17 protein-coding genes are annotated in these 15,626 nt (G+C 47.0%); 9 read left to right on the plus strand and 8 right to left on the minus strand.

Annotated elements, in window-relative coordinates; all coding sequences use genetic code 11:
• Position 1 precedes the first annotated feature (1 nt).
• The 7 genes from NJR55_RS01070 to NJR55_RS01100 all read right to left on the minus strand — a co-directional run bounded on the left by NJR55_RS01070 (position 2) and on the right by NJR55_RS01100 (position 5,046).
• Positions 2-442, minus strand: a complete 441-nt coding sequence (locus tag NJR55_RS01070; RefSeq protein WP_253617067.1) for a helix-turn-helix domain-containing protein — start codon at positions 440-442, stop codon at positions 2-4.
• A 9-nt stretch (positions 443-451) separates the two neighbouring features.
• Complete coding sequence (locus NJR55_RS01075; protein WP_253617069.1) at positions 452-793, minus strand: DUF4258 domain-containing protein; 342 nt, start codon at positions 791-793, stop codon at positions 452-454.
• 72 nt (positions 794-865) lie between these two features.
• Positions 866-1,819 carry a tyrosine-type recombinase/integrase gene (locus NJR55_RS01080; protein ID WP_253617071.1) on the minus strand — a complete coding sequence of 318 codons (954 nt, stop codon included), beginning with the start codon at positions 1,817-1,819 and terminating at the stop codon, positions 866-868.
• Entirely contained in the window at positions 1,800-2,288 is a 489-nt protein-coding gene (locus NJR55_RS01085) for a hypothetical protein (protein ID WP_253617073.1), read from the minus strand. The genes NJR55_RS01080 and NJR55_RS01085 overlap by 20 nt, the downstream gene beginning before the upstream one ends.
• A complete protein-coding gene (gene istB / locus NJR55_RS01090) occupies positions 2,285-3,037 on the minus strand; it encodes an IS21-like element helper ATPase IstB (RefSeq protein WP_253617075.1) in 753 nt (250 codons plus the stop codon). The genes NJR55_RS01085 and istB overlap by 4 nt, the downstream gene beginning before the upstream one ends.
• Positions 3,027-4,577, minus strand: a complete 1,551-nt coding sequence (istA, locus tag NJR55_RS01095) for an IS21 family transposase (RefSeq protein WP_253617077.1) — start codon at positions 4,575-4,577, stop codon at positions 3,027-3,029. The genes istB and istA overlap by 11 nt, the downstream gene beginning before the upstream one ends.
• A 211-nt stretch (positions 4,578-4,788) precedes the next feature.
• Positions 4,789-5,046 (minus strand): hypothetical protein, encoded by a 258-nt coding sequence (locus NJR55_RS01100; RefSeq protein WP_198678806.1) that lies wholly within the window; start codon positions 5,044-5,046, stop codon positions 4,789-4,791.
• Positions 5,047-5,222: 176 nt separating this feature from the next.
• Between NJR55_RS01100 and NJR55_RS01105 the strand changes: the two genes are divergently transcribed.
• From NJR55_RS01105 to NJR55_RS01145, 9 genes are all read left to right on the plus strand, one after another.
• Positions 5,223-6,107, plus strand: coding sequence for a hypothetical protein (locus NJR55_RS01105; protein WP_253617079.1), 885 nt, complete (start codon positions 5,223-5,225; stop codon positions 6,105-6,107).
• Positions 6,108-6,249: 142 nt separating this feature from the next.
• Positions 6,250-8,586 carry an efflux RND transporter permease subunit gene (locus tag NJR55_RS01110; protein WP_253617081.1) on the plus strand — a complete coding sequence of 779 codons (2,337 nt, stop codon included), beginning with the start codon at positions 6,250-6,252 and terminating at the stop codon, positions 8,584-8,586.
• A complete protein-coding gene (locus tag NJR55_RS01115; protein ID WP_253617083.1) occupies positions 8,583-9,383 on the plus strand; it encodes an outer membrane lipoprotein-sorting protein in 801 nt (266 codons plus the stop codon). Before NJR55_RS01110 ends, NJR55_RS01115 begins: the two co-directional genes overlap by 4 nt.
• A 2-nt stretch (positions 9,384-9,385) precedes the next feature.
• On the plus strand, positions 9,386-10,591 hold the full coding sequence (locus NJR55_RS01120) for a hypothetical protein (RefSeq protein WP_253617084.1): 1,206 nt from the start codon (positions 9,386-9,388) through the stop codon (positions 10,589-10,591).
• A gap of 23 nt (positions 10,592-10,614) precedes the next feature.
• Positions 10,615-10,833 carry a YgaP family membrane protein gene (locus NJR55_RS01125; RefSeq protein WP_153849448.1) on the plus strand — a complete coding sequence of 73 codons (219 nt, stop codon included), beginning with the start codon at positions 10,615-10,617 and terminating at the stop codon, positions 10,831-10,833.
• Between the two features lie 7 nt (positions 10,834-10,840).
• Positions 10,841-11,152, plus strand: coding sequence for an ArsR/SmtB family transcription factor (locus NJR55_RS01130; RefSeq protein WP_253617085.1), 312 nt, complete (start codon positions 10,841-10,843; stop codon positions 11,150-11,152).
• Positions 11,153-11,248: 96 nt separating this feature from the next.
• A complete protein-coding gene (locus tag NJR55_RS01135) occupies positions 11,249-13,267 on the plus strand; it encodes a TonB-dependent copper receptor (protein WP_253617086.1) in 2,019 nt (672 codons plus the stop codon).
• Positions 13,268-13,272: 5 nt separating this feature from the next.
• The gene (locus NJR55_RS01140) at positions 13,273-14,370 is read left to right on the plus strand and encodes a sensor histidine kinase (RefSeq protein WP_253617087.1); all 1,098 of its coding nucleotides are present in this window, start codon (positions 13,273-13,275) and stop codon (positions 14,368-14,370) included.
• Complete coding sequence (locus tag NJR55_RS01145) at positions 14,363-14,884, plus strand: response regulator transcription factor (RefSeq protein ID WP_253617088.1); 522 nt, start codon at positions 14,363-14,365, stop codon at positions 14,882-14,884. The genes NJR55_RS01140 and NJR55_RS01145 overlap by 8 nt, the downstream gene beginning before the upstream one ends.
• 35 nt (positions 14,885-14,919) lie before the next feature.
• Here NJR55_RS01145 and NJR55_RS01150 read toward each other — a convergent pair whose 3' ends face one another.
• A complete protein-coding gene (locus NJR55_RS01150) occupies positions 14,920-15,618 on the minus strand; it encodes an OmpW/AlkL family protein (RefSeq protein WP_253617090.1) in 699 nt (232 codons plus the stop codon).
• Positions 15,619-15,626: the final 8 nt, after the last annotated feature.

Genomic DNA, 15,626 nt, shown 5'->3' on the forward strand with positions numbered 1-15,626 from the left:
TCTAGGCGGCAACTTCCCAGTGATCTTCTATTTCCTCTAGGCGAATTTCTTTTGCGGCTTCCTCTGCTTCTGTATCCGCCAATAGATCAAGAAAGTAGCTCACGGGATTATTTTTTTCTTGGCTTTCCATGTACAGTGTTCTTAAAGCCGCGTCTGTAGTTCGTGGAATTTTTGTCTTGCCTTTTTCATAACGGGCAATTGTCTGCTCATCCACACCAAAACGTGTGCCAAGCATTTTCTGAGAAATATTCATCTCAATACGCAAAAACTTAAATTCTTCATGCGTAAGTGGTTTTCTGCTGTCCACAACAGCCTGTCCTATCGCTCTATGCAGCCCATTCATATCATCAATGCTTGTATATTCTTCACCATCGATGTGTTCAACGGTAAAACCATTTTTGAGATATATATTTGATAAACCGCTTTCAATGTAATGGTACATACCAACCTCTTAATCGAGCCATACAGTTACCAGAACTGACATAGGACTGTCATGATGATTCTTAAGTGCAACAGTCAATTCAATAACCTTGCCTGCTGCTAACCCTTTCAAGTTAAATTTCCAGTCTCCGTTCACTTCTGGATACGGGCCTTCTCTGAATACTGAATGCTTACTCTTAAGTAAGGTGATTATTTGTCCAGCAGTAACCCCTCGCTCCCTCATGCGTTCCTTGACGTGATTGCTCCATCGAATCCTGTGAGTATAGTTCGTTGCCAGATCATTCATTATCTTTCTGGCTGTTTCCTCCGACAGAGGAAATTCGTTTACGCCTTTAGGGTTGTTTTTATTCATCAAAAACCTATCAACTTGATACCTATTATTTTGATAGGTAGAGTGCGCAATGTCAACTATTGTTTTAAATCATCAAAACAACCCGCTACCGCCTCGCGCTGAGGGATGAGTGTCCTGATAGATTTGTGAAAGTTTCTTACGGCTTACATGCGTGTACAATTGGGTTGTCAGAATACTTGCATGGCCAAGCATCTCTTGAATATGCCTTAAATCTGCACCATTATCCAGCATAGTTGTCGCTGTGTTATGGCGGTACAGGTGACAAGCTCCGGTGCGGTCAAACCCGGCAAGTTTCACATATTGAGAAGCCATGTCTGACAGCTTTCCCGGTATGTAGCGCTTCCCATTGTTCGCCAGAAATAACGCTTTCCCGGAGCCAATAAAAGCAAACATGGGGCGGATTTTTCCGATGTAGAACGCGACCCATTCACAGCCTCGCTGACTGATTGGCACTAGGCGCTCTTTCTTTCCCTTCCCATTAACACGAACGAGCTTTGCTGAGAAATCAATATCGTCAACATTGAGCTTAACAAGCTCACCGCGCCGTATGCCTGTCGCAAAAAAGGTTTCGAGTATTGCCCTGTCGCGCAGTCCTTTAACGCCGAACAGCAGCGGTTGCTCAAGTATGACTTCGACTTCCTCCTCGGTGTAGAGTGCTTTGGGGATCTGCTCACCTTTTGATGGAAGCTCAATATTCTGAAGGGGATTAGCCGATAGTAACCCTTTAATGTACAGGTACTTCACAAAGGTTTTCACGAACGTCAGAAGATTACGCTTCTGTGCTGCGCACAGGGGTTTATTGTCCAATGGCTTTCGATAAGCATTCAGATACGCCGCATAGCCATCCATCAGATCTAAATTGATTTGGTCTATGCGAGTAACGTTACGCTCCAAGCACCAGAGAAAAAACTTTTTAAGCCCGCTGCGCTTGCCTCTGATGGTATCTGAACTTTGCCCCTTGGCGAGACAAAGCTCAAAATAGTACTTGGCACAACGCCAGATACGCTTAGTGGAAGGCTTGACCATGAATAAGCTCTTTGGCAAGTGATAGCCCGACGTCCACAAAAGCGTTCGGCTCAGGCTGTCGCCAATAGACAACCAGTTTATCAGAGGTACGAATCCTTCCGACACGGTAACCAACCGCAGAAATGACACTTCCGTTTTCATGATACGTCGGAAACACAACACAGCCCCTGAACAGTTCGTGTCCCGTTGCGCGCACTAATCCAGCGCGTTGAAGGCTTCCTCTTATCGCGGCTCCCTCATAGGTTCTTGCCTTCGGGATATGCTTGCCCATGGTACGATCACAATATCCAATCGATAAATTTTCCTTCACATCGTTGTCGATAGCGCAGCTTTTAGCGACGAATTGCTGTGCCAGCTCGCTTTGCTGATAACGTTGGCGGTAATAATCGAATGCTTGCTGAATATTCAACTCGTCAAGATTGAGTTGACCCAGTACGTTCAAGTACGGGTTGGTAGATGACATATTCATTTCGCGCTCCCCCGAAGTCCCAATAACTTCCTGATCGACTCTCCTTTTAGAACAATCTTATGAGCACTATGGACAATCCGATCAAGCGTAGAATCTGCAACGGTTGCATCACCAAAGGCATCATGCCACTCAACAATTGCAAATTGCGATGTGATCAACAGGGACGAGTTTTGGTCACGCTTCTCAATCAACTCAAAAAGTGAATGGCGCTCGGTCACTGATAAAGGTGCGGTTCCCCAATCATCAATGATAAGAAGTGGTGCTTTCTCGACTTTCCTTCTGAACGTTGCGGCTCGCTTATCTGTGTCTGCGGCAGCAAGGTTAAGGATCAGCGTTTTAAAACGGCAGTGAATAGCAGCAATGCCACTTGATATAACAGCATTACCGAAAGCGCTTGCCAAGGACGTTTTACCTGTTCCTGTCGGCCCTGTGATAATGATATGACGGTGATTTTTCAGCCACTCAAGTTCAGCCAGCTCATTGACAACAGCAGGCTTTAGAGAAGGCATAAGGGAGTAGTCAATATCGCCGATGGAAGCAGCGGGAAAACGTATTGCGGCTTGCTTCATCATCCTTGCGGTACGCGCATTTGATGTGACATTAAGCTGCTCAACAACTAGCTCATCCAATCGCTGCAAAAAGCCTTTGTCCTCATAATTGTCGTTGCTGAACTGCTGCTTAAGAGCGCTGACCATACCGTGGAGCTTTAACTCTGACAGATTAGACGTTATCTTATTTTTAAGCATCATAGTTATCTCCGTAGTAGTCTCTACCGCGAATGTTGCCGTGCAATTCAACACGAGACGGAAGATTTTCGAAGCCACCCTCGGCCTTTTGAGCGCTAATAATCAATTCGATTTCACTGGGCTTATCCATGTCATGACGAAGCGCATATTTACACGCTTGGTTCACAAGGTTACTCCCTTGTTTTTGAACCAAATTCATTAATGCGCGACAGCGTTTAGCGATGGGCCGGGACTGCGGGTTCTTTGTCTGCGAGTACCAGCTCTCAACAATTGCCTGAACTTGTTCACCAGTGTCCTCAGCCCACTTAATATTGGACTCTTTGTCACACATACTGAAATCGGCCAGATGCTCGGCTGACATGTGCTCAGGAATGGTCGTAGCCCTGCCTTTGTTATTGCTGAGTTGGTGCTTGTAAACAAAACGGTTTTGGTGATAGATGTCGATTTCATTTTGAGTCACGACGATATCAACGGACTCTCCAGCAAGCGTATATGGTACGGAGTAGTCATGGTTCCGATATTCAAGATGGTAATCCGGTTTGACGCGTTTAACTTGGCGATCAGTTACCATACGGTAAGGGGTGGCTGGGCAAGGGCGCAACGCACCCCGCTCATTTTCCTCAAAGAGATCGTTGCGTGAAATATCAAACCCTTGGAAGCACTCATTATTGAGCTTCTCGACTTCTTTTAGAATGTACTGATTGATCTCATTTATGTCGAAAAACGTCATGTTCAACATCGGCACTAAAACACGCTGTGTAATAAACTTGACGCCATTTTCTACCAAGGACTTATCTTGGGGATGACCGACGCGACAGGTGTTGATCAAACAGCCGTAGTGCTCAGCCCAGAACATCACGTTATCAACGAGATTAGCTAAAAGACCCGGCTCGCTGACTAGGGCTTTTGCGTTATCCATTGTCACCGTCTCAGTACAACCGTCGAAGTAAGTGACGGCTTTTGTCATACCGTCAATCCAATGAACTGTCTTTTCTCCTTCTGTTGCGAAAGCAAATAATTTCTTTGACGCACCTAACGTGGCGACAAAGATTTTCACCCATACTTTCTCGCCACCGACCTTGTAAAATACCTTTGTGCCTGCATAGTCGATATACATATGTTCACCAGCCACATGATGCTGCTTCATAACTATCTTGACGCGCTTCATGACTTTATTGAGCATCCGAAAGTAGTGGGTCTTGCTCATAGCCGTTGCCGGGTCGATAGCCCGGTATTCAAGGTAAAGAACAGTTCTGCTTTTACGTTTGCCTCGCGCTTTGCTTAACTCGCGTAGCGCTTCGTTGTAGTCTGGCTCACGTTTACAAGATGTCCGATGGTCGGAGTACAAAAGCACTTCGACAACCTCTTTATTGCTTAGCTGCTCAAGTAACAGATGATCGATCTTGAGTTTTTGACAACGCTTGTTAAGACGGTGCGTTGCTGAAGGCGATGCCCCAGCGATAGCCGCCTGCTCTCTGACAGTGATGTCGGGCTTCACGAACTTAGCCCTCACGACGGCTCGGATAGTGCTGACATTCATCATTTTGATGTCCTCTAAATAGGTAAAAAGAGGCGCAGGCGACCAAAGCTTTCTTTTCAACAGCAGAAAACTTGACAAATGTCACATCAAGAACAATGATTCAGTATCGAGTTTCGATTCGATGCTCAACCAAAAAGCCCTTTAGAGTTGCCGCTCTGAGGGCTTTTGTTCTATTTACGCCAATAAAATCTTTTTAGTTAGCGAATTACATTGCTCAGTCCTCTCTCGCGCAGGCTTGGCTAGCCAAAAATTTACAGACATCTCTCACCAGCGCAAATCGTCCTCTTCTGTTAGGAAGCTCAAAAATATGCACGGGCAACGTCTGTCTTTGAATGGCTTGTTTCACCGCAGCCACGCTTCGGTAGTTCAAAGCTCGTTGTAATTGCTCAATGGTGAGAATTGGTGAGCCGTATAACTTCAACAAATCTTGCTCAAGCTGCATGGCCAAAAATTCTCGTTCTTCGTCACTCAATGTTTGTCATCCTCCATATCAAACTAACGGTGACAATTAGCCTATACTCAAAATTTGAAATAAACATTGTCGATTTATTAACCAGATTCGTCCTGATGACTCAATGAGCGGAGGTACTTAATATGCTGTATTCATTGAAAATTCGTTTAAGATTCTTCAAATAGAAAGGTCAGTGAATGAATAATACTTCATCTATTGAACTCAATAATTTCTGGAGTTGGGAGGCCTTTTACCCACTGACTGAGGACAGGCGCACGGAGATAAAAAGTCAATATTTAGCGTTGTCCCCAGTAATGCGATCGGTTGCAGGACAGATTGCTGTTCAGAGGCACCTCGAAGAAAATAACCATCCTTCAATGGCGCGTTTCATCGAATCATTGGACTACGATTCAATGGATACTACCCAACTGAAATGTCCAAACTTTTGGTACAAGTTATTTGCTGGCAGAGCAATGACACAGTCGAATACCATCGACTTATTCTTTGATGGTGTGAATTATCCAACCGCCAGTATCTTAATGCACCCCCTTTGGTCTTTGATCGACCATCGAGTTCCGATAGAGTCATCGCTGAAGCAGTTTGCAATTCAATTCGGGGGAAAATTATTTAGAAAGCTATGTAGCTGGCACTGCTTAGATGAAATACCGCTCAGCGCTTTAAAGCAATCGTACCCTAGTCAAAGGCAGAAACAGTTTGAGGCGAGATCATTCGACTCGCTCAACGCACTGATTTTTATCACTCTCAACCAAATCCGAGAGTGCAAACATTTAAGGCCAACGACAGCCGAGCGATACGCTTATGCACTTTTTCTATTTTTGTTTGGCTATAAATACCGAACCCGGAAAAAGCTGGATATGGGAATAATGCTCAACGAACTGCTGACACCATCTTCTTCGTCGGGTGATAGAGACCGATTCGAGCAAAGATTATCCTCAGATCAAGGGAGAATTATAGAGATCGGGCTTAGTTTACCCCCTACAGTTAGCGACGAAGCAGAAAGTATTGTTTGTACCAAAACACTTCATTGGATTTTGGCTAGTAACCATCCTTGCTTCAAATAAAGTTGTAAATTTCGACTGACAAATATTTCACTCACCCAAATAGTTTTTGTTCCACTTTGATGGTTTTCGTGTTCCATCAAAATGTCACCAAGCGTTTCCCCTAAAGGTGCTAACGTGTTCCTTTCCGTGGGAATATCTAGCTATGCATGACATGATTGTCGTTGGCGTAGTCAATGAGAACACCGTCTACAACCAAAAGACATTAACCGACCTGCACACCATTTCGAATTACGCGGAGTCTCTCGAAGGCGTTATCAGTGACGACCTGATGTCACTGGCGAATGTCGATAATATTACTCAAAAACAACCCGGCACCATTCGCTTTGAATGGATGATGAAGCAACCACCGGAAAATGATGCTGAAGCCCGCTACATTCAGCAGCAAGTTGAAGACCTGCCGCTGCTTTATAACACCATTGTTTCTGGCGATGGGAAGGCTGCAGCTATTTATGTACCCATTGAAAGCAAAGACGAGAGCTACGCACTGGCGGAGCAGCTGCGTAGCAAAATAAGTACGCTGGACGGCAGCGATGAATGGCATATTACCGGTTTGCCAGTTGCTGAAGACCAGTTTGGGTATGAAATGTTTGTGCAAATGGGCATTTCGGCTCCATTAGCAGCCGCGGTTATTTTCGCTCTGCTTTGGTTCTTCTTCCGCAATGTACGCTTCATAAGTGCAGCAATGATAGCCGCGATGTCTACTGTGCTTATTACCATGGGTGCATTAATTGCCCTGGGTTTCACCGTACACATTATGTCGTCGATGATCGCTATTTTCCTAATGCCGATTGCGGTGGTCGACTCGGTACATATTATGTCGGAGTTCTCCGACCGATACCGCGAAAAAGGCAATGCAAAGGACACGATAAAAGACGTGCTGGGGCACTTGTTTACGCCCATGCTATTTACCTCGGTTACATCGACCATTGGCTTTTACTCATTAATGCTAACACCGATTCCGCCGGTGCAGGTGTTCGGTGCCTTCGTTGGTTCAGGTATTTTACTGGCGTTTTTAATTACTGTGATTTTCGTGCCGGCCTACCTATGCGCATTAAAACCATCGACTCTGGAAAGCTTTGTTCAAATGACTCATGAGGAGCACAAAGATAGCTGGTTACAGAAAATCGGCACTCTGGCGGCCCGCCACGCCAAACTTTGGATAGCTTTTTTCCTCGCCGTTTTGACTTTTGCCTGGTTTGGTATCCAGCAAATTAACATTAACGACAACCCAGTGCGTTGGTTTAAGCCTGATCACGAAGTCCGTATTGCTGACGAAGTACTGAATGACCACTTTGCCGGCACATACAACGCTTACCTTGTATTTGAAAGCACCTTAGATGCCACTGAAAAAGCGCGCGCAGCGGTTCGTGACGCCCTGAATAACGACGCATTGTCAGCAGAATCGCGCGATGCTTTAAGCGCTCTACTTGAGCAAGAACAAGAGCAAATGAACTTTAACCAGTGGATTATCGCTATTGACGATCTGCTCTTCAGCGTAGGTTCCGACCAATTAGAGCCTTTAAAAGGCTTAATGACAAAGTTGGAACAGCTGAATAGCGCCAGCAAAGCGTTCCAGAGTCCGGAATTACTGGCTTACATGAGCGAGATGCAAGCGTACTTGCAAACCACCGGTTTGGTGGGCAAGTCAAACAGCCTGTCCGACGTGGTTAAGACGGTTAACCGTGAACTACGCTCCGGTGAAAAGAAAGATTACAAGCTGCCGGACAATGCCAACGGCGTTGCACAAATCCTGCTGCAGTATCAGTCGTCGCACCGTCCGCAGGATCTCTGGCACTTTGTTACGCCGGACTACAAACGCAGCCTAATGTGGTTGCAACTGACCAGCGGTGACAACCAGCACGTGACTAAGGTTGTGAACGCCGTTGATAGCTATATTCAGGATAACCCTCTGCCTGCAAACATTAAAATGGACTGGGCCGGCAAAGCTTACCTGAACGTCGTTTGGCAGGAAGCTATGGTCGAAGGCATGCTAGACAGCTTAATCAGCGCCTTTGTGGTGGTGTTTATTATGATGGTATTGCTGTTCCGCTCGGTGGTCTTCGGGGTGCTGGCTATGCTACCGCTGAGTCTGACCATTGCCTTTATTTATGGTCTTATTGGCTGGGTCGGTAAAGACTACGACATGCCTATTGCCGTGCTGTCATCGCTGACGCTTGGGCTATCGGTGGACTTTGCTATTCACTTCATTGAGCGCGCCCGCGCTACCTTCAAGCAAACCGGTAACTGGAAAGACACTCTGGTGGTTATGTTTGATGAGCCCGCCCGGGCCATTTCCCGCAATGCCATTGTTATTGCTATTGGATTTACGCCACTGCTGCTCGCACCTCTGGTGCCCTACATTACGGTCGGCGTGTTCTTAGCCAGTATAATGGCGATATCCGCCATTGTGACACTTATTATGCTCCCGGCGGTGATGACCCTATTTAGCCGTCTTATATTCCGTGGAGGTCAATCATGAAAACCTTATTGTTAACCACTTTATCCGCCGCAGTTTTATTCGTTAGCGGCCAGGCTATTGGTGCTGAAAAAAGCGCTCGTGACATCGTCGAACAGGCTGAATTAAACGCCTATTACTCTGGCGATGACGGCCGCAGCGCCGCGCGGATGATCATCACCGATAATCAGGGTCGTGAACAGATACGCCAGTTCACCATTCTGCGTAAAGACCAGGAAGACGGCGGCGTACAAGACATGATGGTGTTCTTCTCTCGCCCTGCAGATGTGCGTGACACTGTGTTTCGCGTCGTAAAACGAATCAACGACGACGATGACCGCTGGCTTTATTTGCCCGACCTGGATTTGGTTAAACGCATATCGGCAGGTGACAAGCGTACCTCTTTTGTCGGCTCACACTTTTTCTATGAGGATGTTTCCGGTCGCAATACCGCTTTAGACAGCTATGAAATTCTGTCGGAGGACGATGAAAAATACGTGTTAAAAGGCACACCTAAAGACCCTGGCAACGTTGAGTTCAGCTACTACGAAGTGGTCATCGATAAAGAGCATATGCTACCGATAGAAAGCACTTTCTATAACGACAGCGGCGAAGCCTATCGCAAAATGGAAGTACTGAAAATCGAAACGGTTCAAGGCTACCCAACAGTGACTCACTCGCGCATATCGGATCTGGAAAATGGCGGTAAAACCGAAATGCAGTTCCGCTTTATGAAATACAACCTTGGTTTGCCGGACAGCATTTTCAGCGAGCGCAGCTTACGTAACCCACCCGCAGAATGGTTACAACTGAGAGACTAACCATGCAAAACATAAAGGTTTTCCTCTTTACCGTCCTTTGCATTATTGCGCAAAGCAGCATTGCACAAGACTCCTGGAGCGACGAGCAATGGGATGATGGTTGGGGCGCGGAACAAAATCAGAGCGTCAATGTCTATGGTTATGTTGAGGCGGCAATAGGCGGACGATTTGAATCCTCCCCCTATCACAAGCGTCTGTCTATTGCTGAGCCTCGACTACAGCTGGGTTTTGACGAACGCTGGCAGAGCATTACCTGGACCGCAAAAGCCGACGGCTGGTACGACGGCTTTGATGAAACCTGGCACGGCCAAATTCGCGAGCTTAATGCCCAGTTCACGGTTTTCGGTAACACCGATATAAAAATTGGCCGTCAGATACTCACCTGGGGCACTGGCGACTACTTATTCCTCAACGATCTGTTCCCTAAAGACTGGCAGTCCTTCTTTGTCGGACGTGACCAGGAATACTTAAAAGCACCATCTGACGCACTGCGTGTAACCAGCTATTTCGACTGGTTCAATGTCGACTTTGTCTGGTCTCCTGAGTTTGACCACGATAATTACATTCGCGGTGAACGCATTTCTTATTTTAATCCGTTAACCCAGCAGTTGACCGGCGACGATCCGTCCATTCAGTTTGTGGAGCCTAAGCGCGATGAATACGCTTTACGTTTGTTCCGTAATTACAAAGGCGTGGAATACGCCGTCTATGGTTACGACGGTTTTACCAAAAGCCCGGAGGCAGTGACTGACAACTTCCAACCCACCTTCGGCCGCTTAACCGTGGTTGGCGCCTCCGTTCGAATGCCTCTGGGACCAGGACTGGTGAATACCGAAGTCGCCAATTACAACCGTCATGATGCAGAAGATCATTGGCGCGCACTGGTTGGCTACGAGCAAGAATTATGGACGCGCTTTACCGGTGGTTTTCAGGCATACATAGAGAAAGGTGCCACACAAACACGCACCGTATTCACTACCCGTCTAACCTGGCGCGACGAGCGTGATGACCTGAATCTGTCGCTGTTTGCTTTTGTATCACCCAATCAAAGCGACGGCTATTTACGGCCGACTTTTGACTACCGCATTGACGATAACTGGTCATTAAGCGGCGGCTTCAACCTATTTTTCCGCGAACGTCCAGAGACCTTTTTTGGCCAGTTCACCGAAAACAACAACGCGTATCTGCGTATGCGGTATGCGTTTTAATAGAAAAACTAAGGAGTTCGACAATGAGTGTAGAAAGAGCTATAACCGCATTTGCAGGCTTTATGGTATTGTTATCGGTAGCTTTGACTTATTGGGTGCACCCCAACTGGGTATGGCTGACCGTATTTATTGGCGCCAATCTATTTCAACAATCTTTCACGGGTTTTTGTCCGGCAGGCATTTTTATGAAAAAAGCGTTAGGATTAAAAACAGAGCGTGAGTTAGAAAAATCAGGAAAATAAAGACACCATGAGTGCAACTGAATCACAAGAGATGCTTCAGGAAGAGGCGCAGAATGCAGCAAGCTTTCTGCGCTCTTTAGGTAACCCCCACCGTTTACAAATTTTATGCCGACTGGCTTTAGGTGAACAAAGTGTGGGTCAACTTCATCAGTTTTTTGACTTAAGCCCGTCAGCTTTTTCACAACATCTTGCGGTATTGCGTCAGCAGCAATTGGTCAGCATTCGTAAAGAGTCGCAAACCGTGTACTACTCCATAAAAGACCCGGATACCGAAGCTTTTATGACGTTATTGAAAGATAAATTCTGCCCTTCGCTTTAAGTGGTACTACTAAAGGGATGCTACCTTTTGTCGCATCCTAACCACCTAAAAAATAGAGAATAATAGCGACATTACCTTATTAAAGGACAATGTCGTATGAAGTCTATTTATCCTCTGGCAACTTGCTTGCTCTTGCCAATTATCAGTTACGCTAACGAAACCACCGATATTCAGGAAAGAATTGTCATTATTGGCGAATCGATGCAGTCGCCCAGTGAATGGGTGGTCGATTCGAAACAACCTAGACAACCGCTGCCTGCTCACGATGCCGGTGATTTTTTAAAAAGCCTCGCAGGCTTTAGCGCAACCCGCAAAGGCGGCGCCTCTGCTGACCCATTATTCCGGGGCATGGGAGCTGGTAGACTGACCATAGTCAACGACGGACAAATGCTCCAGGGTGGTTGTAGTAGCCGCATGGACCCGCCAACGGCGTACATAACTCCACAGAGTTATGACAGCGTGACGATTGTTAAGGGCCCACAAACCGTATTATTCGCCGGTTCAGCAGCGTCTATCCATTTTGAGCGCGAAGCAACGTTTTTCGAAATGCCGGAGTTTACCGGTTACTTAAATGCCACCACAGCGCAGTACGGCCGGCTAAATACCACTGCAGATTTAACCTGGGGAGCACAACCCGGCTACGTGCGGGTAAACGCATCTGCCGCAACCGCCGATGACTACGAAGATGGCTCAGGTAATAGTATTAACAGCCAGTATGAGCGCTGGAGTGGCGATGTTGACCTGGCCTGGACACCGTCAAGGCAGCATCGTCTGATACTCAAGCTTGGCGTCAGCGATGGCGAGGCAGCCTACGCCGATCGCAGTATGGATGGGGTGCTCTTTGACCGTGAAAGCGTCGCACTGAATTACCAATGGCAACCTGACAACCGTTCGCTCGAAGAACTTTCTGTTAATGCCTATTTCAATACCATTGACCACGTTATGGACAACTATTCGTTGCGCGAGTTTACCCCGTCCATGATGATGCCCAACCCGACCGCCAGTAACCCGGATAGATATTCCCGTGGTTTTAAAATCGCTACCGAATGGCAGCTACTGACTTCCGGGCAACTCAAAACTGGGCTTGAGCATAATGAGTCAGCTCACCGTAACCGTTCCAGCAAAGATCAGTTAAACCGACCATTTGAAAGCCTTAGCCGGGTTGATGACGCCTTTATTGAGCAAAATGGAATTTATGCAGAATACCGCCACGCTATCGGCCAAAAATGGCAGTTGGTCAGCGGTTATCGGCTTGATCACTGGAAAATGACAGACAAGCGCACCACCATTCAGCCAATGTCAGTTCCGGCTCAACCCAACCCCACGGCCAACGAAACACGCAGTGAGAATCTTCATAGCGGATTTCTTCGAATAGAAAAACAGTTTAAGAACGGTTACTGGTATGCGGGTTGGGGTCAGGCAGAGCGGTTTCCGGACTACTGGGAGGCCATTGGTAATAACCGCCAGTCACCAACGTCCGCATCGGCCTTTTATACCGACGCGGAGACCAACCAGCAATGGGATATTGGTCTGGATATTAATGCCGACAAATGGCAACTGGATGCGTCAATTTTCTACAGTCAGGTCGATGACTTTATTCTGTTGCAGAAAGGCATGATGATGCAACCGGATACCGTCCGTAATATTGACGCCCGAACCTGGGGCGGAGAAACAACCTTAAGTTACCAACTGACCCAAGCCTGGTCTGTGTCATCAGCACTTGCCATAACCCGCGGAAGTAATAAAACCGATGATAACTATCTGCCGCAGCAACCCGCTGATGAACTGCGTATTGCCACTGATTACCGCCACAACGCACTGACTTACTCTTTGCTCTGGCGCCTGGTGGATAAACAAGAACGCACAGCAGTGAATCAGGGCAATGTCATTGGCTACGACATAGGTAACAGCCCGGGTTATGGTGTTTTATCGGCAAATATCGACTGGAAAATTGATCCAAAGTGGCAGCTAAGTTTAGGCGTCGATAATATACTGGATAAAACCTATGCAGAGCACTTGAGTCGCTCCGCCGCCAGCATTTCCGGATACCAGCAAATTGACAAAGTTAATGAGCCGGGTCGTACTGTCTGGCTGCAGACTAACTACCACTTTTAAGCCTGATGCTGACATTACTGACCTATAAATTCATTACTCATAAAGCCTGGCCATTGTGCTTAGCTTTATGTCTGGACATAGTACTGGGCAACCTCTGGGTTGCCTTTAATGGTGGTATCAGTAATCCGTTCACCTCGTTATTACTGATTTTTATTGTCGTAGCGTTTTTATTGTTACCGCCGACTTTTGCTTTGATTGTTGTGCTGACAAGCATTCTGGGGCAAGTTGCACAAATAGGTTTACCTTCCGTTTTGCCCGGACAACAAAGTCACACCGCCCATGCCTTAAGCGACGAGATGTTGAAACACGCCATGGGTATGGTCAGTGGTTTTGTGATTGCAGCGGCCATTATTTCTTTATCAATGTACTACCTAAAACGCCAGTGGTTTCAGTCAGAAAAAGCACTACAAAATGCACGTGAGCGCCAGCTGCGCGACGAACAGCTGCTGACCATAGGTGCAGCCGCAGCTCAGTTAACTCATGACGTTGCCACTCCGGTGCAGTCGTTACGATTACTCAACGAAGAGCTTCAGGAATGCGATATTGAGCTGTCACTAAAACGAGAATTCAGTGAACACCTGGGCAAAGTTGAAGCCAGCCTTGAACAATGGCGGGACGCTGCTGAAGACGTGCGTACCAGGCGCCAGCATAATTACACTGTCGGCGAAATCATTACTCAGTTACGCCAGCTTCTGCGAATAGCCCGCCCTGATGCTCAGGTCAACTGGCAATGCCCCGAACGCTTTAAAACCGTCATTATCAGCGCTGATCGCACCCTGTTCCCGGCTATCGCCAACCTGGTTATTAATGCTATTAGCGCCGGCGAGCGCAGTCACCAGTTGGCCGTGTCTGTGCAACTCAACCTGACGTTAGTTAATGCAGACCCTAAGCTCACCATCCACATCCTCGATAATGGTGATGGGTTAAGCCAGGCGCAACAACGCAAAATAGGCAAATCAATGACCTTAAGTGAAAATGGTATGGGTATTGGCGCGGTTATCAGCCATGCCACACTTGAACGGCTTGGTGGTCAGGTCAGCTGGCAATCCACTCCCGAGGGCACGCTCACGTTGCTTCTTTTACCGGTAACAGCCTATGAATAAATTCCGGCTGCTTATTATTGATGACGATGAGGGTTTCTGCGGCATTCTGCAGCGGCGTCTCGAACATCATGGTGTTTTGGTGCAAATGGCACACTCGGGTGATCAGGCACTAGCGCTAGAAGGTCATTTTGACGGTATTCTGCTGGATATGATGCTGGGCGACGACAATGGATTGGCACTTATTCAACCACTCAAAGAACGCTACTCTCCCTGTCACTTAGTGGTACTAACCGGCTACGCCAGTATTGCAACAACCGTAGAAGCAATGAAGCGCGGCGCAACGGACTACCTAACGAAACCCGTGGGTACCAATGAATTACTACGTCGCTTTACTAATGAGAAACTGGAGTTAGAAGACGCTTCGGTAAACCGTTTAACGCCAACTCAAATTGAGTGGGAGCATATTCAAAGAGTGCTTTCGGATAATCAGGGAAATGTTTCTAAGACAGCAAGAGAGCTGGGGATGCATCGGCGTACGTTACAGCGCAAATTGTCGAAACGCTCGCCACATTAAAAATGCGCCGCCCGGGGGCGAGCGGCGCAAAGGCTTTAGAAGTTATAGCGAACACCGGCCATAGCAACGTAAGGGTCGATATCAACATCAACACTTTCAATGGTATTACCGTTTACGCGAACATCACCTGTGGTATCGATATCCATGCGGCTGACCATGAAATGAAGACCCCAGTTTTCACTCAGATCGACATTTACACCCGCTTGCAGAGCATAGCCCCAGCTGTTTTTCAGCGCTAAAGAGACATCGTCACTGTCAGTAACAACACCCAAAGCTCCTAAAGTTGAGCGCAACTGTGGATCGACTTGCTCATCAAAGAAAGTCGTGTAGTTCACACCAACACCAACGAAAGGTTTAAACATCTCACTGTTAATATCGAAATGATACTGTGCCAGCAAGGTTGGTGGTAAATGCTTAGTTTTACCAATTTTCAGTCCCGCCAGCGAACCTGTTGCGGTAATATCATGACTGAATGGTGTTGCTGCAACCAGCTCAAGCGTCCAGTTTTCAGTTAGCTTATAATCAAAGGTTAAACCTAACTGGGTATTGGTATTAACACCAGCACCAGTACTGTTCTCTGGTAAACCAGCTACAGTTTCAACAACGTTCAAGTGACTACTGCTGTCATCAGGCATGACAGAGATGGCACCAACATTGATGGAAAAATCATTTGCTAATGCAGAAGTGCTTAGCAAGCCTAACAATACACCGCACGATAATGCTTTAAGCTTCATGGGGAACT

Source organism: Idiomarina rhizosphaerae (assembly GCF_024159085.1).
GTDB classification, from domain to species: Bacteria; Pseudomonadota; Gammaproteobacteria; order Enterobacterales; family Alteromonadaceae; genus Idiomarina; species Idiomarina rhizosphaerae.